This window comes from Streptomyces tibetensis (assembly GCF_007655005.1).
Classification (GTDB): domain Bacteria; phylum Actinomycetota; class Actinomycetes; order Streptomycetales; family Streptomycetaceae; genus Streptomyces; species Streptomyces tibetensis.
On the sequence record NZ_SZVW01000026.1, the window covers coordinates 82975 to 107408 of the forward strand.

General features: G+C 72.9%; 23 protein-coding genes. 16 read left to right on the plus strand and 7 right to left on the minus strand.

The window, feature by feature from the left end:
* The first annotated feature begins 14 nt into the window (after positions 1-14).
* Positions 15-1229 carry a hypothetical protein gene (locus FDO69_RS35330; RefSeq protein ID WP_104786703.1) on the plus strand — a complete coding sequence of 405 codons (1215 nt, stop codon included), beginning with the start codon at positions 15-17 and terminating at the stop codon, positions 1227-1229.
* Positions 1226-1843 (plus strand): response regulator transcription factor, encoded by a 618-nt coding sequence (locus FDO69_RS35335; RefSeq protein ID WP_104786706.1) that lies wholly within the window; start codon positions 1226-1228, stop codon positions 1841-1843. Before FDO69_RS35330 ends, FDO69_RS35335 begins: the two co-directional genes overlap by 4 nt.
* A gap of 11 nt (positions 1844-1854) precedes the next feature.
* On the opposite strand, the gene FDO69_RS35340 is transcribed toward FDO69_RS35335, so the two are convergent.
* On the minus strand, positions 1855-3327 hold the full coding sequence (locus FDO69_RS35340; protein ID WP_420878568.1) for an MFS transporter: 1473 nt from the start codon (positions 3325-3327) through the stop codon (positions 1855-1857).
* Positions 3328-3555: 228 nt separating this feature from the next.
* On the opposite strand from FDO69_RS35340, the gene FDO69_RS35345 reads away from it, so the two are divergent.
* The 7 genes from FDO69_RS35345 (at position 3556) to FDO69_RS35375 (ending at position 10022) form a co-directional block, all read left to right on the plus strand.
* Positions 3556-5295, plus strand: coding sequence for an MFS transporter (locus FDO69_RS35345; protein ID WP_104786708.1), 1740 nt, complete (start codon positions 3556-3558; stop codon positions 5293-5295).
* Between the two features lie 90 nt (positions 5296-5385).
* The gene (locus FDO69_RS35350) at positions 5386-6036 is read left to right on the plus strand and encodes a class I SAM-dependent methyltransferase (protein ID WP_104786711.1); all 651 of its coding nucleotides are present in this window, start codon (positions 5386-5388) and stop codon (positions 6034-6036) included.
* A 121-nt stretch (positions 6037-6157) separates the two neighbouring features.
* Positions 6158-6445: a hypothetical protein gene (locus FDO69_RS35355; RefSeq protein ID WP_104786714.1), complete on the plus strand. Its 288-nt coding sequence runs from the start codon at positions 6158-6160 to the stop codon at positions 6443-6445.
* Positions 6446-6632: 187 nt separating this feature from the next.
* A complete protein-coding gene (locus tag FDO69_RS35360) occupies positions 6633-7583 on the plus strand; it encodes an N-acetylmuramoyl-L-alanine amidase (protein WP_104786716.1) in 951 nt (316 codons plus the stop codon).
* A gap of 158 nt (positions 7584-7741) precedes the next feature.
* Positions 7742-8569 (plus strand): DUF5336 domain-containing protein, encoded by an 828-nt coding sequence (locus tag FDO69_RS35365; RefSeq protein WP_104786718.1) that lies wholly within the window; start codon positions 7742-7744, stop codon positions 8567-8569.
* A gap of 99 nt (positions 8570-8668) precedes the next feature.
* Positions 8669-9679, plus strand: a complete 1011-nt coding sequence (locus tag FDO69_RS35370; protein ID WP_104786721.1) for an LLM class F420-dependent oxidoreductase — start codon at positions 8669-8671, stop codon at positions 9677-9679.
* Positions 9680-9725: 46 nt separating this feature from the next.
* The gene (locus FDO69_RS35375; RefSeq protein ID WP_104786724.1) at positions 9726-10022 is read left to right on the plus strand and encodes a hypothetical protein; all 297 of its coding nucleotides are present in this window, start codon (positions 9726-9728) and stop codon (positions 10020-10022) included.
* Positions 10023-10119: 97 nt separating this feature from the next.
* Here FDO69_RS35375 and FDO69_RS35380 read toward each other — a convergent pair whose 3' ends face one another.
* From FDO69_RS35380 to FDO69_RS35390, 3 genes are read right to left on the minus strand one after another with little or no spacing between them, the layout of a single operon-like run.
* Positions 10120-11190, minus strand: coding sequence for a prenyltransferase/squalene oxidase repeat-containing protein (locus FDO69_RS35380; protein ID WP_104786726.1), 1071 nt, complete (start codon positions 11188-11190; stop codon positions 10120-10122).
* Complete coding sequence (locus FDO69_RS35385) at positions 11187-11936, minus strand: class I SAM-dependent methyltransferase (protein ID WP_104786729.1); 750 nt, start codon at positions 11934-11936, stop codon at positions 11187-11189. The genes FDO69_RS35380 and FDO69_RS35385 overlap by 4 nt, the downstream gene beginning before the upstream one ends.
* Positions 11930-13375, minus strand: coding sequence for a glycosyltransferase family 4 protein (locus tag FDO69_RS35390; RefSeq protein ID WP_104786731.1), 1446 nt, complete (start codon positions 13373-13375; stop codon positions 11930-11932). Before FDO69_RS35390 ends, FDO69_RS35385 begins: the two co-directional genes overlap by 7 nt.
* 211 nt (positions 13376-13586) lie before the next feature.
* On the opposite strand from FDO69_RS35390, the gene FDO69_RS35395 reads away from it, so the two are divergent.
* A complete protein-coding gene (locus FDO69_RS35395; protein ID WP_104786734.1) occupies positions 13587-14246 on the plus strand; it encodes a TetR family transcriptional regulator in 660 nt (219 codons plus the stop codon).
* Between the two features lie 286 nt (positions 14247-14532).
* Here FDO69_RS35395 and FDO69_RS35400 read toward each other — a convergent pair whose 3' ends face one another.
* Both FDO69_RS35400 and FDO69_RS35405 read right to left on the minus strand, forming a co-directional pair.
* Positions 14533-14766, minus strand: a complete 234-nt coding sequence (locus tag FDO69_RS35400) for a ferredoxin (RefSeq protein ID WP_104786736.1) — start codon at positions 14764-14766, stop codon at positions 14533-14535.
* 2 nt (positions 14767-14768) lie between these two features.
* A complete protein-coding gene (locus FDO69_RS35405) occupies positions 14769-16220 on the minus strand; it encodes an aldehyde dehydrogenase (RefSeq protein ID WP_104786739.1) in 1452 nt (483 codons plus the stop codon).
* 159 nt (positions 16221-16379) lie between these two features.
* Between FDO69_RS35405 and FDO69_RS35410 the strand changes: the two genes are divergently transcribed.
* A complete protein-coding gene (locus FDO69_RS35410) occupies positions 16380-17444 on the plus strand; it encodes an MBL fold metallo-hydrolase (RefSeq protein WP_104786742.1) in 1065 nt (354 codons plus the stop codon).
* 183 nt (positions 17445-17627) lie between these two features.
* On the opposite strand, the gene FDO69_RS35415 is transcribed toward FDO69_RS35410, so the two are convergent.
* Positions 17628-18308, minus strand: coding sequence for a phosphotransferase (locus tag FDO69_RS35415; RefSeq protein ID WP_104786744.1), 681 nt, complete (start codon positions 18306-18308; stop codon positions 17628-17630).
* A gap of 368 nt (positions 18309-18676) precedes the next feature.
* Between FDO69_RS35415 and FDO69_RS35420 the strand changes: the two genes are divergently transcribed.
* The 5 genes from FDO69_RS35420 to FDO69_RS35440 are packed head-to-tail and all read left to right on the plus strand — an operon-like array spanning position 18677 to position 24254.
* Complete coding sequence (locus tag FDO69_RS35420; RefSeq protein ID WP_104786747.1) at positions 18677-19906, plus strand: prenyltransferase/squalene oxidase repeat-containing protein; 1230 nt, start codon at positions 18677-18679, stop codon at positions 19904-19906.
* Positions 19903-20553 (plus strand): SCO2322 family protein, encoded by a 651-nt coding sequence (locus FDO69_RS35425; RefSeq protein WP_104786750.1) that lies wholly within the window; start codon positions 19903-19905, stop codon positions 20551-20553. The genes FDO69_RS35420 and FDO69_RS35425 overlap by 4 nt, the downstream gene beginning before the upstream one ends.
* Positions 20554-20593: 40 nt before the next feature.
* A complete protein-coding gene (locus FDO69_RS35430) occupies positions 20594-21766 on the plus strand; it encodes an energy-coupling factor transporter transmembrane component T (protein ID WP_104786752.1) in 1173 nt (390 codons plus the stop codon).
* Entirely contained in the window at positions 21763-23418 is a 1656-nt protein-coding gene (locus FDO69_RS35435) for an ABC transporter ATP-binding protein (protein ID WP_104786755.1), read from the plus strand. The genes FDO69_RS35430 and FDO69_RS35435 overlap by 4 nt, the downstream gene beginning before the upstream one ends.
* Positions 23418-24254 (plus strand): ECF transporter S component, encoded by an 837-nt coding sequence (locus tag FDO69_RS35440; protein WP_104786758.1) that lies wholly within the window; start codon positions 23418-23420, stop codon positions 24252-24254. The genes FDO69_RS35435 and FDO69_RS35440 overlap by 1 nt, the downstream gene beginning before the upstream one ends.
* The last annotated feature ends 180 nt before the right edge of the window (positions 24255-24434 follow it).

A 24434-nucleotide genomic window follows, 5' to 3' on the forward strand; every position in this document is an offset into this window, starting at 1 on the left:
GGGAACGGGAGCACATGGGACGCGTCGCCGTCATCACCGCGCCGAACATCGGGTACCGCAACACGGGCATGCTGACCGTGGACTTGGCGTTCGAGTCCCTGCGGCGGCGGATGGACACCGCGTTCGACGCCACCTGGTACACGCTGCACACGCCGGAGACCGTGCCGCTGCGCGAGGGTGCGCGCGGCACCGCCTTCCCGTTCCGCTTCCATCCGCTGGCCGAGCACCTCGACACGCTCCGCGACCATGACGCGGTCGTCTTCTGGGGCGACTTCCTGCACACCCGGCACTACCTGGCCCAAGACGCGACGAACCGCCTGCTCGACTTCGGCTTCGCCACGGACCGGGACGACGCCCGGGCGCAGCTGAACCGGGCCCTGCTCCTGGCCGACCAGCCGGACGAGGTCCTCGCACGGACCCTCAGCTACGGCGGGACGATCCTGCACAACACGCAGTCCGACTACGAGGACAAGGAGTACGGCCCGCTGTTCTCCCGCCTGGTGACGCACAGCCACCGGATGTGGGTGCGGGATCCGCTCTCGGCGGCGAAGATCGCGCATCTGCGCCGGGACCGTACGACCGACCACTTCGGATCGGACGCCGCGCTGCTGTCCCGCCCCGGCGACCTCGACCACCTCCCGGTCTCGCAGTGGTCCCGGTCGGTGCCCGAGGGCGGGGCCATCGGCGTCTTCCTGGGCGCCCGTACGCCGATCCCCGACTGGCTGCCCGCCTTCTGCCAGGGCCTGTCCGACCGGCTGGGCGCCCCGCTGGAGTGGCTGCCCTGGTTCGACCGGGACGTCCCCGCCGCGGTCGGCCACATCGCGGCCCGCCCGGGGAGTCCCACGGTCGGCGATCTGGTCGGGGTCCTGCCCCGCTACCGGCTGGTCATCACGGACACGTACCACCTGGCCGTCAACGCCTGGGGCGCCGGTACCCCTGCGGTGTGCGTCGGCGCGCCCGAGCCGACCCCCAAGACGCACGACGACTATCTGACGCTGAGCGATGTGAAGAAGCACGTCTTCCACATGGCGTACGACGCGACGGACTTCTACCTGACCACCCAGGAGGGGCACGGGCAGGACCTGGACCGGATCGTCGGCCTCCTGGAGGGCGGGGGCGCCGACACGGTCGCGGCGCGCATCCGCGACCACGCGGACCACTCGGCGGCGTCCTTCACGCGGACGCTGGCCTCGCTGCTGGACACGGCCCGCCCCGCCCCGGGCCCGTGACCGGCCGGCGCATCCGCGTGCTGCTCGCGGAGGACCAGGGGATGATGCGCGGTGCGCTCGCGCTGCTGCTGGGGATGGAGGACGACATCGAGGTCGTCGCGCAGGTGGCCGCGGGAGACGCGATCCTGGACGCGGCCCTCGCCCACCGTCCGGACGTGGCCCTCCTCGACATCGAACTGCCGGGCAGGAGCGGTCTGGACGCCGCGGCGGACCTGCGCGTCCGAGTCCCCGACTGCCGCGTGCTGATCCTGACGACCTTCGGCCGCCCCGGCTACCTGCGCCGCGCCATGGAGGCGGGAGCGGCCGGTTTCCTGGTCAAGGACGGCCCCGTGGAGGAACTCGCGGCCGCCGTCCGCCGGGTCCTGGCGGGCGAGACGGTCGTCGACCCGGCCCTGGCCACCGCCGCCCTCAGCGCGGGCCCCAACCCCCTCACGGCACGCGAGAGCGACGCGCTCAAGGCCTCCGCGGACGGCGCCACGGTCGCCGACATCGCGGCCAGGCTCCACCTCTCGGAGTCCACCGTCCGCAACTACCTCTCCTCCGCGATCGGCAAGACGGCCACCCGCAACCGCATGGAAGCCCTCCGCGAGGCCCGCCGCCAGGGCTGGCTGTAACCCCGCGTCTCTTACGGCGCCTGGGCCGCCCGCCGTGGCAGCCACAGCCACATCAGCACGACCCCGGCCGTCAGGACCCCCGCTCCGACGCGGAACGCGAGGGCGTAGCCCTCGGTCAGGGCCTCGGGGGTCGTGCTGCCCGCCGACTCGGCTGCCGCGAGGGTGGACAGGACCGCCAGACCCAGGGAACCGCCCATCGTGCGGGACGTGTTGACGAGGCCGGAGACCAGGCCCGCCTCCTCGGGGGCGGCGCCGGAGGTGGCCAGGGAGGCGAGGGGGGTCGCCGCCAGGCCCGCGCCGAGCATCATGAGGACGCCGGGGACGAGGATCGCCGTGGCGTAGGAGCCGTCGGAGGTCATCGTGGACTGCCAGGCGAATCCGGCCACGGCGACCAGGGTTCCGAGGGCGGCGACGTTGCGCGGACCGACCGGCCGCATCAGGCGCGGTGCGAGCTTGGAGCCGAGGATGACGGCGAGGGAGCTCGGGACGAGGGCGAGGCCGGCCTCGATCGGGGTGTAGCCGAGGACGTTCTGCGCGTAGAGGGTCATGAAGAACCACATGCAGAACATCGCGGAGCCGCACAGGAACATCGAGACGTTCGCCGAGGAGACCGAGCGCAGGCGCAGGAGGCCGAGCGGCATCAGCGGGCTCGCCGTGCGGGCCTCGACCGCCAGGAACGCCCCGAGGAGGACCAGCCCGGCGAGCAGCGGCAGCAGGGTGGCCGGTGCCGTCCAGCCCGCCGCCTCCGTCTGGGAGATGCCGTAGGCCAGCGTGCCGAGACCGGCCGTGACGAGGAGCGCGCCCGGCAGGTCGAGGCGGCGGCCGTCCCCGGCGCGGCCCTCGGTGAGGAACCAGGCGGCGGCGCACAGCACCACGGCCCCGACGGGCACGTTGATCAGCAGCACCCAGCGCCAGGAGAGCGTCTCCACCAGCAGCCCGCCGACCAGACCTCCCGCCGCGCCGCCACCGGCCCCGACGGCCGTCCAGGTCCCGATGGCCCGGGCCCTCGCGGCGCCCTCCGGCACCGACGCCGTGAGGATCGTCAGCGTCGAGGGCGCCAGCACCGCCGCGCCGAGCCCCTGCACGGCCCGCGCCACCAGCAGCTGCCAGTCGTCCTGCGCGAGACCGCCCGCGGCGGAGGCCAGGGTGAACAGGCCGAGCCCGACGAGGAACATCCGCTTGCGGCCGTAGAGGTCCCCGGCGCGTCCGCCGAGCAGCATGAATCCGGCGAAGGCGATGGCGTAGGCGTTCACCACCCACTGCAGGCCCTGCTCGCTGAGCCCCAGTCCGGTCCGCATCGACGGCAGCGCCACGTTGACGACGGACACGTCCAGCACGACGAGGAACTGCCCGGCGCACGTGAGCGCCACCACGAGCCACATCGGCGGCGTTCCGCGCGGACGCAGCCGGGGCGGTCGGGGGAGTCGGGACATGCGGGGGCGTCGGGCGGTGGCGGCATCGGCGGATTCGAGCATGGGTGTCATGCTCTCAACGCCCTTGCGCCCCTTGCATCGGGATTTCGCAGGGCCCGGTTCTCGGTCCGGGGACCTAGGCCTCCGGACAAACCGCCACGGATCCCCCCGCAATCCCCCGCCAGGACCAAGGAAAGGTCAAGTTTTCGTTAGGGTGCCAAAGCAACGGAATAGTTGCCTGGACATACAAGGTTCAGACTCCACGTAACCCGACGCTCCCCGGCCTGGAGGCCCTCCTCAATGACGCAGACGACGACAGACCGCCCCGCCGGCAGAGCGAGCGGGGCCGTGGTCCCGGTGCTCGCCTTCGCGGGCATCGTTGTCGCGGTGATGCAGACCCTGCTCGTCCCGGTGATCAAGGATCTGCCGCAACTGCTGGACACCGCCCCCAGCAACGCCACCTGGGTCCTCACCTCGACCCTCCTCTCGGGAGCGGTGGCCACCCCGATCATGGGCCGCCTCGGCGACCTCTACGGCAAGCGCCGCATGCTGATCCTGAGCCTGGCCGTGATGGTCGTCGGCGCCTTGGTCAGCGCGCTCACCAGCGACCTGCTGCTCATGATCGCCGGCCGTACGCTGCAGGGCTTCGCGATGGGCGCGATCCCGCTCGGCATCGGCCTGATGCGCGACATGCTGCCCCGCGAGAAGCTCGGCTCGGCGATGGCCCTGATGAGTTCCTCCATCGGCGTCGGCGGCGGCCTCGCCCTGCCCGCCGCCGCCCTGGTCGCCCAGCACAGCGACTGGCACGCCCTCTACTACGGGGCCGCCGGCCTCGGCGTCCTGGCCATCGCCCTCACCCTTCTCGTCGTGCCGGAGTCCCCGATGCGCGCCAAGGGCTCCTTCGACCTGCCGGGCGCGCTCGGCCTGTCCGCCGGACTCGTGCTGTTCCTGCTGCCGATCACCAAGGGCAGCGACTGGGGCTGGGCCTCCGGCACCACCCTCGGCCTGTTCGCCGCCTCGGCGCTGGTGCTCGTGCTGTGGGGCGTGATGGAGCTGCGCCTGAAGGCCCCGCTGGTCGACCTGCGCACCACGGCCCGCCCGGCCGTCCTCTTCACCAACCTCGCCTCGATCATGGTCGGCGTCTCCTTCTACGTCGTCTCCCTGGTCCTGCCGCAGCTGCTCCAGCTGCCGACGTCCACCGGCTACGGCCTCGGCCAGTCGATGGTCGTCGCGGGGCTGCTCGTCGCGCCGCTCGGCCTGACGATGATGTTCACGGCGCCCGTCTACGCCCGGCTGTCCGCGAAGTACGGCCCCAAGTTCACCCTGATCCTCGGCCTGCTGATCATCGCGATCGGCTACGGCGCCGGCCTCGGCCTGATGAGCGCCGCCTGGCAGAGCCTGGTCATCTCGGTCCTCCTGGGCGCGGGCATCGGCCTCGCCTACTCCTCGCTGCCCGCCCTGATCGTGGGCGCCGTCCCGGCGTCGGAGACGGGTGCGGCCAACGGCCTCAACACCCTGATGCGCTCCATCGGCACCTCGGTCTCCAGCGCCGTGATCGGCATGGTGCTGGCGAACACCGCGAACAACGTCGGCGGCGTCGAGATCCCGACCATGCACGGCTTCCGGGTCTCCTTCCTGATCGCGACGGGCGCGGTGGCCGTGGGCCTGCTCCTGGCGCTGTTCCTGCCGGGCAGCCGGTCGTCGAACAAGCCGCAGCTGCGCGCCGGCAGCGAGGAGGACGCGGCGCTGGAGCGTGCCGAGCAGGTGCTGCGCGGTTTCCAGGGCCGGGTGCTGGGCGCCGACGGCTCCCCCGTCGCCCGCGCCAAGGTCACGCTGATCGACCGCCGCGGCCGTCAGGCCGGTGCGACGCTCTCCGCCGAGGACGGCAGCTACGCGCTCATCGTCCCCGCCCAGGGCTCCTACGTGGTGGCCGCCCGGGCCACGGGCCACGGCCCGCTCGCCTCGTCCGCGACCCACGCGGGCGACGAGCGCCCGATCGACCTGGACCTGTCGCTCCCGGGCGAGACGGTCTCGGCCTGACGCTGCTCCTCACCGGTACCCCCTGTCGTGCTCGCGGCAGGGGGTACGGCACGATGGCGCCCGAACCGTCGTACCACCGAGAGGAACCCCATGCCCGCGGCCCCGAAGCCCGAGATCCTGGCCGCGTTCGAGGCGGCGAAGGGGTTCATGCCCGTCGGTGAGGGCCTGGCGCTGTACGCGGCGGCCGTGGAGGCCGGGCGGCTCGGGCTGCCGCTGCTGGAGGTCGGCACCTACTGCGGCCGGTCCACGATCCTGCTCGCCGACGCGGCCCGCGCGGCCGGGGTCGGCGCGCTCACCGTCGACCACCACCGCGGCAGCGAGGAGCAGCAGCCGGGCTGGGAGTACCACGACCCGGAGACGGTCGACCCCGAGATCGGCCTGATGGACACGCTGCCCACGTTCCGCCGCACGCTCCACCGGGCGGGCCTGGAGGAGCACGTGGTGGCGCTGGTGGGGCGTTCCCCGCGGATCGCCGCGTTCTGGCGGACGCCGCTGGGGTTCGTCTTCATCGACGGCGGCCACACCGACGAGCACGCCACGGCCGACTACGAGGGCTGGGCGCCGCATGTCGCCGAGGGCGGTCTGCTGCTCATCCACGACGTCTTCCCCGACCCGCAGGACGAGTTCACCGGCCAGGCCCCCTACCGGATCTACCTGAGGGCCCTCGCCTCCGGCGCGTTCACCGAGGTCTCGGCGACGGACTCGCTGCGGGTGCTGCGGCGCACGGGCCCGGGCATCTGACGCACCGGCACGCGCTGGGCGGCTGGGCGGGTGAACCGCACCCCCGACACCCCTTCTCGGTCGGCCCACGGGCGGCGTGGCGCGTCGGCGGGCGGGAGCCACTGCCCAAGGATCCGGGCGCGTGGCACACACCTTCGAAGAGCTCGTGGAGAAGCAGCGCGCGGCGGACGAGGCGTACGCCCGCGTGCGTCACCTCCAGGACGCGTACGGGCCGCCCACCCAGACCAAGTGGAGCGACCGGCAGACCACCACCTGGGAGACGGCCTGGCGCGCCTGGCGCGATCTCGCCCGGGACGTCCAGGCGGCGGTGACCGGGTACGCGAAGCAGGAGGGCACACCGCGTCAGGAGGTGGAGGCGCGGGTGAAGGAGGCGGTACGGCACGGGGGCGACGGCGGGAACGGGGCGTAGGCCGGGTCAGCGACGTCCCGCTCGCCCCTCTCCGGGCGGACGACGGGACGACGGCGGACACGACCCGGCCCATACCCGTCGGCCACGCCAGAACCCGTCAGCCAGGCCACCACCCGCCGACCCGGCCACCACCCGCCGGGCCCTCCTCGGCCCGCCGCCCCTGCCGACGGCCGCTAGGGTGGCAGGCGTGTCGTACGTAGGCCCGGACTTCGAACCTCCCCAGCCCCGCCGCCCCCGCCGCGGCCCCCTGACCGTCGCGCTCGCCGCGCTGGTGCCGGGGGCGCTGCTCGGCTGGCTGGTGTACGAGACGGTGGGCGGCTCCGGGGACGACGGGGGTTCGGGGCGGGCGACCGTGCGGTCCTCCTCGCCCGCCGCGTCGGGCGCGCCCTCCGACGACGCCAAGAAGCCGAGCGCCTCGCCGGACCCCACGGGCACCCCCTCCGCCTCCGCGCCCGCTGCCTCCGGCCCGCTCAAGGGCAAGGTCGTCGTCGTCGACCCGGGGCACAACCCGGGCAACTTCCAGCACGCGTCCGAGATCAACCGCAAGGTGGACATCGGGACGAACTCCAAGGAGTGCGACACCACGGGCACGTCCACCAACGACGGTTACACCGAGGCCAGGTTCACGCTGGACGTGGCGCACCGGATGCGCACGCTGCTGGAGAAGCAGGGGGCCACGGTGAAGCTGACGCAGGACGGCGACCGGCCGTTCGGGCCGTGCGTGGACGAGCGGGCCCGGATCGGCAACCAGGCGAAGGCCGACGCCGTCGTCTCGATCCACGCGGACGGCTCGGGCGCCGGCAACCGCGGCTTCCACGTGATCCTGCCCGGCTCGGTCCACGCGGGCGCCGCGGACACCCGGGCGATCGTCGGCCCCTCCCGCGATCTCGGCGAGCACGTCGCGGGCCGCTTCGTCGCGGTCACCGGCAGCGCGCCCTCCAACTACATCGGCGACGGCAGCGGTCTCGTCACGCGTAAGGACCTGGGCGGTCTCAATCTGTCAACGGTTCCCAAGGTGTTCATCGAGTGCGGCAACATGCGCGATAGCAAGGACGCGGCGTTGCTCACCAGCGGCGCCTGGCGGCAGAAGGCGGCGCAAGGGATCTCCGAGGGAATCGTGATGTTTCTGCGCGGGTAGTTGCGGACCGGTAGATCCCGGCGGACACCCTGACCTGGCGGACGATAGGGTCCTCCTTACGATGAGGGGCCACCCCCGCGCTTCACACCGAGTCCACACGGCGGCATGGTGACAGCGACGCCTCCACGGACGATGAGACGACCTACGAAGGACCTGAAGTGAATATCCGCTCCCTCACTCGGGGCGACGGCGTGGTGATCGGTGCAGCGGTGTTGCTGTTGATCGCGTCGTTCCTCGACCTCTACTCGTTCGACAATGTCCCCGACAGCGTCGACCTCCCCAGCCTGTGGGGCAGCGGCCCGGTCGTGTTCAGCGTCGTGCTGGCCGGGATCATCGGCGGCGCGCTGGTCGTCGTCGCGCGGGGCCTGCCGCAGCTGCCGAAGATCGCCGGGATCGAGCTCGGCCAGTTCGGCGCCGCCTTCACGGTGTTCGCCGCGTGGAGCGCGCTCGGCAACGTCTTCGACGTGACCGGCGGCTACGACAACATCGAGGGAACCCGCGCCGACTACCTTCCGAGCCCCGGCGTCGGCATGATCCTCGCCCTCGTCGCCACGCTGCTGATGGCCGCCGCCGCCATCGCCACCCCCCTCGTCCCGGTGCTCAAGGGCGCCCTCATCCCTGCCCCCCGCCCGGCCGCCCCGCAGCCCTACGGCGCCCAGCCCCCCGGTGGTTACGGCTACCCGGGCGCGCAGCAGCCCGGCGGCTACGGCCAGCCGCAGCCGGGGCAGCCGTACGGCGGTCAGCAGCCGCAGCCGGCGCAGGCCCAGGCTCCGCAGCCGCCGGCCGGGGACTTCTCCCCGTTCTGGTTCGCGGTGCCGGTGCCGCGGCCGCTGTTCGCGGAGGACGGCTCGCCCACGCCGATCGCCGAACTCGCCCCGGGTACCTGGTACCTGGCCGTCGAACAGCGCGGAGCGGCCCTGGTCGCCCAGACACAGGACGGCCGCCGCGGCGTCCTGCAGGACACGTCGGGCATCCAGCGCGGCTGAGCCCGCACACCTCTCGCACGGCCCCTCGCCCTTCCGGGCGGGGGGCCGTTGCCGTACAGTCGTCGCCCCCGTCAGCTGACATACCGTCAGGAGGCAGGCATGCGGCTCGGTCTCGCGCTCGGCTACTGGGGCCGCGGCCCCTCCCCCGACCATGTGGCCCTCGCACAGGAGGCGGAGCGGCTCGGCTACGACTCGGTCTGGACGGCGGAGTCCTGGGGCTCGGACGCCTTCACCCCGCTCACCTGGATCGCGGCGCACACCTCCCGCATCCGCCTCGGCACGGCGGTCGCGCAGATGGCGGCCCGCTCGCCGGCCACGACCGCGATGCACGCCCTCACCCTGGACCACCTCTCCGGCGGCCGCGTGATGCTGGGCCTCGGCCTCTCCGGCCCGCAGGTCGTCGAGGGCTGGTACGGCCGCCCGTTCCCCGCCTCGCCGCTCACCGCCACCCGCGAGTACGTCGACGTCCTGCGGCAGGTGCTGCGCCGCGAGGCCCCCGTCGAACTGGCGGGCCGCTTCCACTCCCACCCCTACCGGGGCCCGGACGCCACCGGCCTCGGCAAGCCCCTCAAACCGATCACCCACCCGTTGCGCGGCGATCTGCCGATCCTGCTGGGCGCGGAGGGCCCGAAGAACGTCGCCCAGACGACCCGGATCGCCGACGGCTGGCTGCCGCTGTACTGGGCGCCGACCCGGCCCGAGGTCTACGGCCCGGCCCTGGCGGAGCTGCCTGAAGGGTTCCTGGTCGCGCCGATGGCCCGGGCCCGGGTCTGCGACGACGTCGCCGAAGGCCTGCTGCCCGTCAAGGCGATGCTCGGCTTCTACATCGGCGGCATGGGCCACGCGGCCCGCAACTTCCACGCCGACCTGATGGCCCGCATGGGCTACGAGGCCGAGGCCCGCCGCATCCAGGAGCTGTTCCTCTCCGGCCGCCGGGAGGAGGCCGTGCTGGCGGTCCCCGACGCCTTCGCCGACGAGATCTCCTTGGTCGGCCCGCGCGAACGGATCGCCGAGCGGCTGGAGGTGTGGCGCAAGGGCCCGGTGACGGACCTTCTCGTGCTCAGCCCCGACCCGCACACGCTGCGGGTTCTCACGGAGTTGAACTCCTGAGCGAATCCCCGGGTTTCATCCAGAGTTCAAGGGCAATCCGGAAGACATGTCCCCTCGATATCGCAACGGTGCGACTCAAGCCGGCACGATCGTGGCGGTCGTGGCCGACATCATGGCCCTCATCCTGGGTCTCTGGATCCTGATGTACCTGCTGGACGCCAACCCCGGCAACTCGTTCGTCCAGTTCATCCACGACGCGGCCCGCTGGCTCGCCGGCTGGTCGCACGACCTGTTCACGTTCGACGAGGCCTGGGCCCGAGTGGTCTGCGGCTACGGCCTGGCAGCGGTGGTGTACCTGCTCATCGGCCACGCCATCGCCAACCGCGTTTCACACCGGCACTAAGAACGCCTTCAGGGGCTCGCCCCCTCAGGGGCGCGGGGAACTGCGCGATCAACCCCGCACTACCCGCGCCCGCACAACAGGCGAGCCCCCCGAGCTCCTAGGCGCAGCAGTCCGACTCAAGCCCGAAAGGCAACTCGGCCCCGCCGAACACCTGGCACGTGGCCTCGTGCCCACCCAACGCGGCAACGGCCAGCAACAGCGACCCGGCGGTCCACGTGGTCAACTCCCGAGGCCAGATCGCCTCGTCGTCGAAGACGTACCCGGTCCAGTACAGCCCGCTCTCCGGATCACGCAGGTGCTGGATCGACTGCAGGATCTCCAACGCCCGGTCGGACTCCCCCATCGCCCACAACGCGAGGGCGAGTTCGGCCGACTCGCCCCCCGTCACCCACGGGTTGGGCACCACGCACCGCACCCCCAGCCCGGGTACGACGAACCGGTCCCAGTCCTCCTCGATGCGGGCCTTGGCCTCCGCGCCGGTCAGCGCACCGCCGAGCACCGGGTAGTACCAGTCCATCGAGTACCGGTTCTTGTCGAGGAACCGCTCGGGGTGGTGGCGTATGGCGTGCCGCAGCGCGCCCGCCGCCAACTCCCAGTCGGGTTGGGCCTCTTCGCGCTGCTCGGCGATGGCGAGAGCGCAGCGCAGCGCGTGGTGGATGGAGGAGCTGCCCGTCAGCAGCGCGTCCGTCGTCTCCGTGCCGTCGTCGTCGCGGCGCCAGCCGATCTGCCCGCCGGGCTGCTGCAGGCGCAGCACGAACTCCACCGCCGCGTACACCGCCGGCCACATCCGGTCCAGGAACGCGTCGTCGCCGGTGGAGAGGTAGTGGTGCCAGACGCCGACGGCTATGTAGGCGACGAAGTTGGTCTCCCGGCCCCGGTCGGTGACCGCGTCGGCCTCGCCGTCGGTGTAGGCGGCGTACCAGGAGCCGTCCTCGTTCTGGTGCCGGGCCAGCCACAGGTAGGCCCGCTCGGCGGCCTCGTGCTCGTCGGCCGTGTCGAGGGCCATGGCCGCCTCGACGTGGTCCCACGGGTCGAGGTGGTGCCCCCGGAACCAGGGGATCGCACCGTCCTCGCGCTGCACGGCGAGGATGCCGGCGACGGTCGCGGCGGCCTGCCCTGCGGTGAGGACCCCGGGCAGGACCAGATGTTCCGTCCGGGGAGTGGTCACGTGGCGTCCGCCCCGGTGTCGGCAAGACGCGGCAGGTGCGGCTTGGTCGCGTACGCCACGAAGCTCTTGCCGATCAGCGGGTTCAGCGCCTGCTCGGCGACCCGGGTGGCCAGCGGCTTCTTCATGATGTCCCAGACGAGCAGCTTGTGGTACGCCCGCACCGGCAGCGCCTTGTCGTTGTCGACGCCGAACGCGCACTTGAGCCACCAGTAGGGCGAGTGCAGGGCGTGGGCGTGGTGCGTGCCGTAGGGCTTGAGTCCGGCCTCGCGGATCTTCGCCAGCAGCTCGTCCGCCTTGTAGATGCGGATGTGGCCGCCCTCGACCTCGTGGTAGGCGTCGGAGAGGCTCCAGCAGACCTTCTCGGGGCCGTAGCGCGGGACGGTGACGGCGATGCGCCCGCCGGGCTTCAGCACCCGCACCATCTCCGCGAGGACGCCCTTGTCGTCCGGGATGTGCTCCATGACCTCGGAGATGATCACGACGTCGAAGGACTCGTCGGGGAAGGGCAGCGCGAGGGCGTCGCCCTCCATCGCGGTGGCGGTGGCGCCCTCGGGGGCCTCACCGGCCTCCTTCATCGCCGCGAACCACTTCGCGACCTCGCGGATCTCCTCGGCGTTCTGGTCCAGCGCCACGACCTGCGCGCCGCGCCGGTAACACTCGAACGCGTGCCGTCCGGCCCCGCAGCCGAGGTCCAGGACCCGGTCCCCCGGGGCGAGCGGGAACCGGGAGAAGTCGACGGTCAGCACGTGGCCCTGCTTTCGGAGTTGACGCCTTCTACATCTGCCGGGGCTGCGGAGACAGCACCTGCTGTGACTGCGGGGGGTGTGGATACAGCACCCGTCGTGGGGGCCGAACGGCCGGAATCCCGCTGCACGTGGTGACCCCCGGCCCGGTCGATCGCCTCGCGGTAGCGGGCCACCGTGCCCTCCGCGGCCCTGGCCCAGGTGAAGTGCCGGAGCACGCGCTCCCGTCCGGCCGTGCCGAGGCGGGCGCGCAGGTCCGCGTCGGACAGCAGGCGGTCCAGGCCGGCGGCCAGGGCGCCCGCGTCGCCGGGCGGTACCGCCAGGCACGTCTCCCCGTCGCGGCCGGCGACCTCGGGTATGGCACCGCCGGTCGTGGCGAGCAGGGGCGTGCCCGTCGCCATGGCCTCGGCGGCCGGGAGCGAGAAACCCTCGTAGAGCGACGGCACGCAGGCGACCTGGGCCGAGCGCACGAGGTCGACGAGTTCCGCGTCGGAGATGCCCTTGACGAACTCGACGGCACCGGCGAGGCCGTACTGTTCCATCGCCCGGGCGACCGGTCCTTCGGTGGGTCGCTTGCCGACGACGACGAGATGGGCGCCGGGGTGCTCGGTCCGCACCTTGGCGAGCGCCTCGACGAGGTGCACCAGGCCCTTCAGCGGCACGTCCGCGCTGGACGTCGTCACGATCCGGCCCGGCACGACGGGCACCGAGGGATCCGGCGAGAACAGGTCGGTGTCGGCGCCGATGTGGACCACGTGGATGCGGTCCCGCCGGACGCCGAGGTGGTCGATGATCTCCTGCTGCGAGGTGCCGGACACGGTGAGCACGGACGGCAGCCGGCGCGCGACGCGCTTCTGCATGCGCGTGAAGGCGTACCAGCGCCGCACCGACAGGCGCCGCTTGCGTCCGTCCGCCGCGTCCAGCTCCAGCTGCCGGTCGACGGTGATGGGGTGGTGGATGGTGGTCACCAGGGGCGCGCCGACATCGCCCAGCAGGCCGTAGCCGAGGGTCTGGTTGTCGTGCACGACGTCGAACTCGCCGCGGCGGGCGCGCAGATGGCGGCGGGCGCGCAGGGAGAACGTCAGGGGTTCCGGGAAACCGCCCGTCCACATCGTCGCGACTTCCAGCGCGTCGATCCAGTCGCGGTACTCGCCGCGCCCGGGCGTGCGGAAAGGATCCGGCTGGCGGTACAGGTCGAGGCTGGGCAGCTCGGTGAGGCTGAGCCCGGCGTGGCCCTCGTCGAGGACGGGGTACGGCTGGGCGCCGATGACCTCGACCCGGTGGCCGAGGCGGGCCAGTTCGCGCGAGAGGTGCCGGACATAGACGCCCTGGCCACCACAGAACGGGTTCCCTTTATAGGTGAGGAGCGCGATGTCGAGCGGTCGCAAGCCGTCGGCAGCGGGGGCCTGAGGAGCCCCGGCCTCCCTGGCCTCAGCGGTCACTCCGGGCCCCCTTCTCCCTGCACTGTCCCGCGAGATTACGCCGGGACGCTAATCTAGAACAAGTTTCAGACTTGATCGTCCGGAGGCTCCGAATCTACCGGCAGGTAAGGGTGCTGTGAGCAGTGGATCAGGTGATTCACGCCACGACCGGCACCGTGCCATGCTGTGTGATCACTCGTCCTCACGGACGGTCACGGAACGGGACCGACACATGCCCGCGGAAGCCAAGGTGAGCGCCAAGGTGAACAAGCCGGCCAAGGTGGAAGCCAGAGCGGCAGCCCCCGCCTCCCCGCCCCTCACGGAACGGCAGGAGGCCCGCCGTCGCCGCATCCTGCACGCGAGTGCGCAGCTGGCCAGCCGGGGCGGCTTCGACGCCGTGCAGATGCGGGAGGTCGCGGAGTCCTCCCAGGTGGCGCTCGGCACGCTGTACCGCTACTTCCCGTCCAAGATCCACCTGCTGGTCGCCACGATGCAGGACCAGTTGGAGCACATGCACGGCACGCTGCGGAAGAAGCCCCCGCAGGGCGAGACGGCGGCCGAGCGGGTCGCGGAGACGCTGATGCGGGCCTTCCGGGCGTTGCAGCGCGAGCCCCATCTGGCCGATGCGATGGTCCGGGCGCTGACGTTCGCCGACCGCAGCGTGAGCCCGGAGGTCGACCAGGTCTCCCGTCAGACGACGGCGATCATCCTGGACGCGATGGGCCAGGAGAACCCGACCCCCGAGCAGCTCTCGGCGGTCCGGGTCATCGAGCACACCTGGCATTCGGCGCTGGTCACCTGGCTGTCGGGCCGGGCCTCGATCGCCCAGGTGAAGATCGACATCGAGACGGTGTGCCGCCTGATCGACCTCACGTCGCCGACCACCCCGTGAGCGCCGCGGGCCCCGGGCACGCAAAGGACCTACGAGACGGGTTCCCTTCGCCGGCATGGTCCGGATCAGGTGATGGGGGTCGCCTTCCGGTCGCCCGGCCTTTCGGCCCTGCGCCCTTCCGGCCTCTCAGCCCTACCGTCGCAGTCGGCACCAGCGGAAGCTCCAACTTCACTTCCCGCCGACGTCGGCTACTCCGGTCGGACTCCCTCACTCGCCTCGTAGGCCGACTTCCAGGATAAAACGCCTGAAAGGGAATGACACCCCTCAATCCATGATTTTTCAGGTGTCACTCCTCCGGCGGGAACACCGCCTCCCCGCTGTCCCTCAACGTGATCACGATCGCCTCCGCCGGGCAGCACTCCGCCGCCTCCAGCACCCGCTCGTTCGCGTCCATGTCGGGGGCGGCCGGACGGGACTGGCGGGCGGCGTCCAGGCGGAAGCCGTCCGGCGCGTGGTGGAGGCACTGCGCGGAGCCGATGCACAGGGAGCGGTCGACCTCGACGCGCCAGCGGTCACCCATCGCTACCCCTGCGCCGGGAGGTGGATCATCTTGTGCTCCAGGTACTCACCGTACCCCTCGGGCCCGAACTCCCGCCCCAGGCCCGAGTTCTTGTAGCCGCCGAAGGGGCCCAGCATGTCCAGGCTGAAGGTGTTGACGGAGTACGTGCCCGTGCGGACCTGCCGGGCGATGTCGATGCCGTGCTCGACGTCCGCCGTCCAGACGCTGCCGCTCAGCCCGTAGTCGGAGTCGTTGGCGATCTTCACGGCGTCGGACTCGTCGTCGTAGGGCAGCAGGCAGATGACCGGGCCGAAGATCTCCTCGCGGGCGATGCGCATGGAGTTGTCCACGTCGCCGAAGAGGGTCGGTTCGACGTACCAGCCGCGGTCCAGGCCGGCCGGGCGTCCGCCGCCGGTCAGGATCTTGGCGCCCTCTTCCTGACCGATGCGGATGTAGTCGAGGTTGCGCTGCTGCTGCCGCCGGGCCACCAGCGGGCCCACCTGGGTGGCCGGGTCCAGGGGGTCGCCGACCGTCAGGGCGCCGGCCGCGGCGGCCAGGGCGTCGGCGAACTCGTCGTAGCGGGAGCGCGGCAGGAGGATGCGGGTCTGGGCGACGCACGCCTGGCCGTTGTTCATCCAGGCCGCGGGGGCGATGCCCGCGACGGCCGTCTCGACGTCCGCGTCGGGCAGGACGACGGCGGCGGACTTGCCGCCCAGTTCGAGCGTCACGCGGGTGAGGTTGCGGGCGGCGACCTCCATGACGCGTTTTCCGGCCGCGACCGACCCGGTGAAGGACACCTTGTCGATGCCGGGGTGCCCGACCAGGTACTCGCTGACGTCCCGGTCGGCGGGCAGGATCGACAGCACTCCCTCCGGCAGCCCGGCCTCGCGGGCGATCTCGCCGAGCAGGTAGGCGTCGAGCGGGGACTCGGGCGAGGGCTTGAGGACGACCGTGCAGCCGGTGAGCAGGGCCGGGGCGAGCTTGGCGGCGGCGACGAACTGCGGGACGTTCCAGGGGACCACGGCGGCCACGACCCCGACGGGCTCGCGCCGTACGAGGATCCTGCCGAGCACCCCGTCGCGCCGCTCCTCGTGGGTGAAGTCCCGGGCGACGGTGATCGCCGAGTCCCAGACCATCACCGCGCCGAGGGCCTGGGCGAGGACGCTCCAGGAGTAGGGCGAGCCGTTCTGGGCGGAGATCAGGCGGGCGATCTCGTCGTGCCGGACGGTGATGGCGTCCTTGATCCTGCCCACCACGTCGATGCGCTCGTCGAGGCTCATGCGCGGCCAGGGCCCCTCGTCGAACGCCCGCCGCGCCGCCGCCACGGCCCGGTCCACATCCGCCGTCGAGGCGTGCGGGACACGTCCGATGACCTCCTCGGTGTGCGGCGAGATCACCTCGATGACGTCCTGGCCCAGGGGGTCGGTCAACTCCCCGCCGATGAACAGCTGTCCGTGTTCCACGAGCTCGGTCATGGCCGACTGCCTTCCCGGGAGCCTTCTCTGACGGTTCATCAGATACGCCCACTGATACCAGCCCCGCCCCGAGGAGTCCACGGACCGCGCACCACACGGAGGGTCCTCGCTGGAACCCGTTCTAGTTATAGTGGCGGGGAGCCGGCGACGGGGGACCCCATGACACAGGTGACCGACCATGGCGGAGGCGTCCGGTCGCTCCGGGTCCCGATCCCGGACAACCCGCTCGGCCACACACTGGTGTACGTCGTCGACACCGACCGCGGCCCGGTGCTGATCGACACCGGCTGGGACGACCCGGACTCCTGGAACACCCTCGCGCAGGGCCTCACGGCCTGCGGCACCTCGGTCGCCGAGATCCACGGCGTGGTCATCACCCACCACCACCCGGACCACCACGGCCTGTCCGGCCGGGTCCGTCGGGCGTCGGGCGCCTGGATCGCGATGCACGCGGCGGACACCGCGGTCGTACGGCGGACCCGCCAGGCCCGTCCCGAGCGCTGGTTCACGTACATGGCGGCCAAGCTCGCCGCGGCCGGTGCGCCCGAGGAGCACATCGCGCCCCTGCGCCGGCCAGGCCGCCGCACCCTGCCCGGCCTCTCCCCCGCCCTGCCCGACCGCGACATCGTCCCCGGAGAACTCCTCGACCTCCCCGGCCGCCGGCTGCGCGCGATCTGGACCCCGGGGCACACGCCCGGCCACGTCTGCCTCCACCTCGAAGAGGCCCACCCCGCGCAACTCCCCGGCCACGGACGCCTGTTCTCCGGCGACCACCTGCTGCCCGGGATCACCCCGCACATCGGCCTCTACGAGGACCCCGAGGACAGTGGGGGTCCCCCCTGCTCGAGCGAAGCCGAGAGCTTGGGGGACGTCACCGACCCCCTGGGCGACTACCTCGACTCCCTCGAACGCGTCGGCCGACTGGCCCCCGCCGAGATCCTCCCGGCCCACCAGCACCCGTTCTCCGACGCCGCCGCCCGCGTCGGCGCGCTGCTCACCCACCACGAGTCCCGCCTGACCGACCTGCTGACCCTGCTCGCCGAGCCCCTCACCCCCTGGCAGCTCGCCGAACGCATGGAGTGGAACCGCCCCTGGGACCAGATCCCCTACGGCTCCCGCACCATCGCCGTCTCGGAGGCCGAGGCGCACCTGCGGCGGCTGGTGAAGCTGGGCCGGGCGGAGGCGGTGCCGGGGAGTGAGCCGGTGACGTACGTGGCGGTGTGAAGTCCAGGTCGGACCGGGACACGTTCCGCCGCTGCTTTACGGGTCCAGCGCGTCCCCGGCCTGCTGAGTGCGTTCAGGAGACCGGACGGCTCGGACCTGACGGCTCGGATTTGACGGCTCGGACCTGACGGCTCAGTTCTTGCGGGCGACGCCGCGCTCCTGCGTGTGGCCGGAGGCCCCACGTCAGCCTCTCCACCTCCGAGCAAGAATCAACTCCTCGGCGGGTCCCAGGAGTTCGGCTTCACCCCGGTTCATCGTCGGACTCGCGCCCCGGCGACGCAGGGCTTCGGTCAGGGCCGGGCGCGTGAGCGGGGACGGGCCGGCCAAAAGGGCGGTCAGCATGGCCTCGGCAGGCGCGGACAGGGCGTCACCGGTGACGGCGGCCTGCGCGACGATCACCGCGGTCGCCGCCCAGTCCAGCCCCGGGTCGCCCTCCTCCGCGTCGGACCAGTCGATGACCCGGGGGCCGTCGGCGGTGAGGATCACGTTCTCCGGGTGCAGGTCCAGGTGGAGGACGCTGACGGCCGGGTCGGCGGAGCGCGGGGCGGGGACGGCGTGGAGGTCGCGCAGCAGCCGGGCGAGGACGGAGCCCGCCTCGGTCGGGGCGAGGGTGCCCGCCAGGCAGGCCTGGAGCATGGTCGGGCCGGAGAGCCGTTCCATCACCAGGTCGGAGCGGGAACCGGCCGGGCGGACCCGCGGCACCGGATACCCGTGGGCGCGCACGTGCTCCATCACCGCCCCCTCGGCCACCGCGTCACCCCCACCGTCGCGCTCACGGCGCAGCACCCACGCCTCGTCGATCTCGTAGACGTCGGCACGGCGTCCCGAGCCGAGCAGCTTTCCCGGTGGCGGTGTGGTCGGCATGGGCCGAAGCTACCCCTCGACCGGCACCCCCTCGGCCCGTTTCCTCCCTGCGGGTGCCCCACCGGGCACCCTCGGCCCGATTCCTACGTGCGGGTACAGTAAGCGGGTCGTCATCACGCCGTACGGGGGGAAGCCGGTGCAATTCCGGCGCTGACCCTTCCCCAAGCTCTCGACTTCGCTCGAGCAGGGGAGGCCCTTATCGTGACCGTCGCGCACAGGCGGGAGCCGGATCGCTTCGTACGGTTCGTGACCGGCTCGCGTGCCCGGCAGCCCGCCGGTGCGCGGCACCGTCGAGGTATACGGAGCCGAGCCGCCCGGGGGTGTCCCGCGCTGCCCGGCTCCCCCACAGGGAGAGGCACCCGCCGATCATGAACGTCCGCCGCAGCGCCGCGGTCCTGGCCGCCGTCGCCGTGATCGGCGCCGCCACCCCGGCCGCCGCCGCCCCGTCCCCGTCGCCCTCCCAGGCGTTCCCCTCCGCCCTGTACGGCGGCACCGACCCGAAGTACGACGGGGTCTGGCGGCAGTCCCTCGCGCTGCTCGCGCAGGACACGGTGGGGGTGAAGTCGGCGGCGAAGTCCGTACAGTGGCTGGCGCGTCAGCAGTGCGCGGACGGCTCCTTCGCCTCGTACCGCCCCGACCCCACCACCGCGTGCGACGCCAAGACCCTGCGGGACACCAACGCCACGTCCGCCGCCGTCCAGGCCCTGACCGCGCTCGGCGGGCACGACGACGTCACCGGCAAGGCCGTCGGCTGGCTGAAGTCCGTTCAGAACAAGGACGGCGGCTGGGGCTACTCGCCCGGCGGCGCCAGCGACACCAACTCGACGTCGGTCGTCATAGGCGCGCTCGCCGCCGCGGGCGAGAAGCCCGGCCGGGTCGAGAAGGACGGCAAGTCGCCCTACGACGCGCTGCTGAAGCTCGCCCTGCCCTGCGGCGGGGACGACGGCGGCGCCTTCGCGTTCCAGCCGGACAAGAAGGGCGAGCTCGCCGCCAACGCGGACGCCACGGCCGCCGGTGTGCTGGGCGCGCTGGGCCAGGGCATGGTCGTCAAGCCCGGCGAGAGGGCCGGTGAGAAGTCCGGTGCGGGCTGCGCGAAGGCCGGGACGCCGGAGCAGGCCGCGGCCAACGGGGCCGCCTACCTCACCACCGCCCTCGCCAAGGACGACGGGCACCTCATGTCCGCCCTGGCCGGTGCCGAGCCCCAGCCCGACTACGGCAACACCGCCGACGCGGTCGTCGCGCTCGCCGCGCTGGGTGAGACCGCGCAGGCCGAGAAGTCGGTGCGGTGGCTGGAGAAGAACTCCGCGTCCTGGGCCGCCCAGAGCGGTCCGGCCGCCTACGCCCAGCTGATCCTCGCCGCCCACGCGACGGGCACGAACCCGCGCGACTTCGGCGGCGCGGACCTCGTGAAGCAGCTGGGCGCGACGGGCCCGGCCCCGCAGACCGCCGGGAAGACCGCCGGGACGACCAAGTCCTCGGAGCAGAAGGAGGAGTCCGGCTCGGACTTCTTCGGCGTCTGGTGGTACGTCGGTGTCTGCCTGGTCGCCGGCATCGGCATCGGCTTCCTGTTCACCGGCCGCAAGAAGCAGCAGCTGTGATCCGCCGGGCCCTTCTCCTCCTCCTGGCCTCGCTCCTGCTGTGCGCGGGCGCTGGTCAGGCCCAGGCCGCCGGTTACCGGTACTGGTCGTTCTGGGAGCGCGACGCCGGCCACTGGGTCTACGCCACGCAGGGCCCGTCCCTGGCCCGCCCCTCGGACGGCGACGTCCAGGGCTTCCGTTTCGCGGTGAGCGAGGACTCCGCGGACGCGGCCCGGCCGCGCGGCAAGGCCGACTTCGCGACGATCTGCGCGAAGACGCCCGCGCGGGACGGCAGCAAGCGAGTGGCCCTGGTCCTCGACTTCGGCACACCCTCGGACGCCCCCGAGGGCGAAACCCCGCCCGCCGCCCGCACGGTCTGCGCCCGGATCTCCCCCGACGCGACGACGGCCGAGGCCCTGGCGGCAGTCGCCAAGCCGCTGCGCTACGACACCAACGCCCTGCTGTGCGCGATCTCGGGCTATCCGGAGCAGGGCTGCGGCGAACAGGTCCGGCAGCGTCAGAAGGAGAACCACAAGGAGCAGCAGAAGCCGGCGGCGGAGAAGAGGAACCCGTCGGACGGCGGCCCGTCCCTCGGCCTGGTCGCGGGTGTCGCCGTGGTGGTGCTCCTGGGCGGAGCGGCGATCTGGCAGGTACGACGGCGTGGATAACCGTCCCGCCCAGCCTGCGGGCAGTCGTGCCGCCGGGGCGATGGGGGTCCCCCCTGCTCGAGCGGAGCCGAGAGCTCGGGGGAGGGTGGGCGCAGGCGGCACCCCGCAGCGCCGGGTTGCGCACCCACCCCGGCCCGGGCGCCAACGCCGCGCACAACTGCACCCCGGAGCCTGGTGGCTCTGGGCGCTCGCCCTCGGCACCGCGGCCACCCGCACCACCAACCCCCTGCTCCTCGCCCTCCTCATCACGGTCTCCGCCTACGTCGTGGCCACCCGCCGCCCCGACACCCCCTGGTCCCGCTCCTACGGCGCCTTCGTGAAACTCGCCCTCGCCGTGATCCTCGTCCGTCTGCTCTTCGCGACCGTCCTCGGCTCCCCCATCCCGGGCACGCACACCCTCCTCACCCTCCCCGAGCTTCCCCTCCCCGCCTGGGCCCAGGGCATCCGCCTGGGCGGCGAGGTGACCGCGGAGGCCCTCACCTTCGCCCTGTACGACGGGCTGAGACTGGCCACGCTCCTTGTCTGTGTCGGCGCCGCGAACGCCCTCGCCAACCCCTCCCGCCTCCTGAAGTCCCTGCCGGGCGCCCTGTACGAGCTGGGCGTCGCGGTCGTCGTCGCCCTCACCTTCGCCCCGAACCTCATCGCCGACGTCCAGCGCCTGCGAGCCGCCCGCCGTCTGCGCGGCCGCCCGGACAAGGGCCTCAGGGGTCTGTTGCAGGTGGCGCTCCCGGTCCTGGAGGGCGCGCTCGAGCGCTCGGTCTCCCTGGCCGCCGCGATGGACGCCCGCGGCTACGGCCGTACCGCCCGGGTCCCGCCCGCCATACGCCGTACCACCGCCGCCCTCACCCTCGGCGGCCTGCTGGGCGTCTGCGCGGGAACGTACGGGCTGCTCACGGCCGAGGGCGCCGGCTACGGCTTCCCCGTACTCCTCGCGGGTCTCACCGCCGCCCTCGCGGGCCTGAAGCTCGGCGGCCGCCGGTCCCTGCGCACCCGCTACCGTCCGGACCGCTGGGACGTGCGCGCCTGGCTGGTCGTCGCCTCCGGCGTGGCGGTCGCGGCTCTGCTCGCCCTCGCCGCGGCCCGCGACCCCGCGGCCCTGCACCCGGGCGTGGTCCCCCTGGTGGCCCCCGCCCTCCCCCTCGGGCCGGCCGCGGCCGTACTCCTCGGTCTGCTGCCCGCGTTCGTCGCCCCCGACCCCAAGGAGCCGTCGTGATCCGCTTCGAGGATGTCTCCGTGACCTACGACGGGGCCGACGGACCCACTGTGCGGGGCATCGACTTCGAGGTCCCGGAAGGCGAACTCGTCCTGCTGGCGGGCCCCTCCGGCGTGGGCAAGTCCACGGTGCTGGGCGCGGTCAGCGGTCTCGTACCGCACTTCACCGGCGGCACCCTGCGCGGCCGGGTCACGGTCGCCGGCCGCGACACCCGCACCCACAAGCCGCGCGAACTGGCCGACGTCGTGGGCACGGTCGGTCAGGACCCGCTCGCCCACTTCGTCACCGACACCGTCGAGGACGAACTCGCCTACGGCATGGAGTCGCTGGGCCTCGCCCCGGACGTGATGCGCCGCCGCGTCGAGGAGACGCTCGACCTGCTCGGCCTCGCCGGCCTGCGGGACCGACCCATCGCCACCCTCTCCGGAGGCCAGCAGCAGCGCGTCGCGATCGGCTCGGTCCTCACCCCGCACCCGAGCGTCCTCGTCCTGGACGAGCCGACCTCCGCGCTGGACCCGGCGGCCGCCGAGGAGGTGCTGGCCGTCCTGCAGCGGCTCGTCCACGACCTCGGCACGACGGTCCTCATGGCCGAGCACCGGCTGGAACGCGTCATCCAGTACGCCGACCAGGTCGTCCTCCTGCCCGGCCCGGGCGCCGCCCCGGTCCTCGGCCCCCCGGCCGAGGTGATGGCCGTGTCCCCGGTGTACCCCCCGGTGGTGGCCCTGGGCCGCCTGGCGGGCTGGTCCCCGCTCCCCCTGACAGTCCGCGACGCCCGCCGCAGGGCAGGAAACCTCAAGCAACAGCTGGAAAACGCCGCCCCAAAGGGGCGCGGGGAACTGCGCGATCAACCACAACCCACCTGCTCCCGCCAACACTCCGCACACCCCACCCCCGTAGGCGAAGTACGAGCCCTCTCGGTCACCCGCGGCCGCGTCCAAGCCCTGCACCACATCGACCTGACCATCACCCCCGGCGAGACCGTCGCCCTCATGGGCCGCAACGGCGCCGGCAAATCCACCCTGCTCAACGCCCTGGTCGGCCTCGTCAAACCCAGCTCCGGAACCGTCCGTCTCGGCGAAGCCACCCCCCACCGCACCGCCCCCAAGGACCTCGTCCGCATGGTCGGCCTGGTCCCGCAGGAGCCTCGCGACCTGCTCTGCGCCGACACCGTCGCCGCCGAGTGCGCGGCGGCCGACAGGGACGCGGGCGCAGCCCCCGGCACCTGCCGGGCCCTGGTCACCGAGCTGCTGCCGGGCGTCACCGACGGCACCCACCCCCGGGACCTCTCGGAGGGGCAGCGGCTCGCGCTGGCCCTGGCCGTGGTGCTGACCGCCCGGCCGCCGCTGCTCCTGCTGGACGAGCCGACCCGGGGCCTGGACTACGCGGCCAAGGCCCGGCTGGTGGCGGTGCTGCGCGCGCTGGCCGCCGAGGGGCATGCCATCGTCCTGGCGACGCACGACGTGGAACTCGCGGCCGAGATCGCCCACCGGGTGGTGCTGCTGGCCGAGGGCGAGGTGATCGCCGACGGCCCGACGGCCGACATCGTGGTCTCCTCGCCGTCCTTCGCACCGCAGGTCACCAAGATCCTGGCGCCCCAGCACTGGCTCACGGTCTCCCAGGTCCGCGCGGCCCTGCACCCCGAGGCCGGCTGATGGACACCCCGACGACCCCGCAGCGGCAGGCCCGGGCCGTCCGCCTCGGCCCCCGCTCCCTCGCCGCCCTGGCCCTGGTCAGCGCGGTGGGCGTGGCCGCTTTCGGCTGGCCTTTCCTCACCCCGCCCACCTCGCGGATCAGCGCGCACGCGCAGGACGCGCCCTGGCTCTTCGCGGGCCTGCTGGTGCTGCTCGTGGCGGTCGTGGGCGCGGCCGTCTCGGAGGCCGGTCTGGGACCCAAGGCGGTCGCGATGCTGGGCGTGCTGGCCGCCACGGGAGCGGCCCTGCGGCCGATCGGGGCCGGTACCGCCGGTATCGAGCCGATGTTCTTCCTGATGGTGCTGAGCGGCCGGGTGCTCGGCCCGGGCTTCGGGTTCGTGCTCGGCTCGGTGACGATGTTCGCGTCGGCGCTGCTCACGGGCGGGGTCGGGCCGTGGCTGCCGTTCCAGATGCTGGCGATGGGCTGGTTCGCGATGGGCGCGGGCCTGCTGCCCGGCCCGGACCGGCTGCGCGGCCGGGCCGAGCTCGCGCTGCTCGCCGGTTACGGCTTCCTCGCCGCGTTCGCCTACGGCACGGTGATGAACATGGCGGGCTGGCCTTTCATGGGCGCTCTCGCCTCGAACGTGGCCTTCGACCCGCAGGCGCCGGTCGCCGAGAACCTGGCCCGTTTCGTCGCGTACTGCGTCGCCACATCGCTCGGCTGGGATCTGGGCCGGGCCCTCGTCACGGTCGTGCTGACCCTCGTCCTGGGGCCCGCGGTCCTCAGGGCGCTGCGCCGGGCCACGCGACGGGCGGCCTTCGAGGCGCCGGTCACGTTCGAGGCGCCCCGGCAGTGAAACGCCCCACATGACCCGGGTCACGTACGAAGCGAGGTCGTGGAGACCGCACCAGGTCACTGCCGGAACCCTCGTCCCGCATACGGCCACTCGTAGGAACAGGGAGCTTTGCGGGCAGCCGCAGGAGCTGTTCCTCTGGAGCGAAGGCGGCGGCCTCTGATCCCCTCGGCCGCCGCCTTT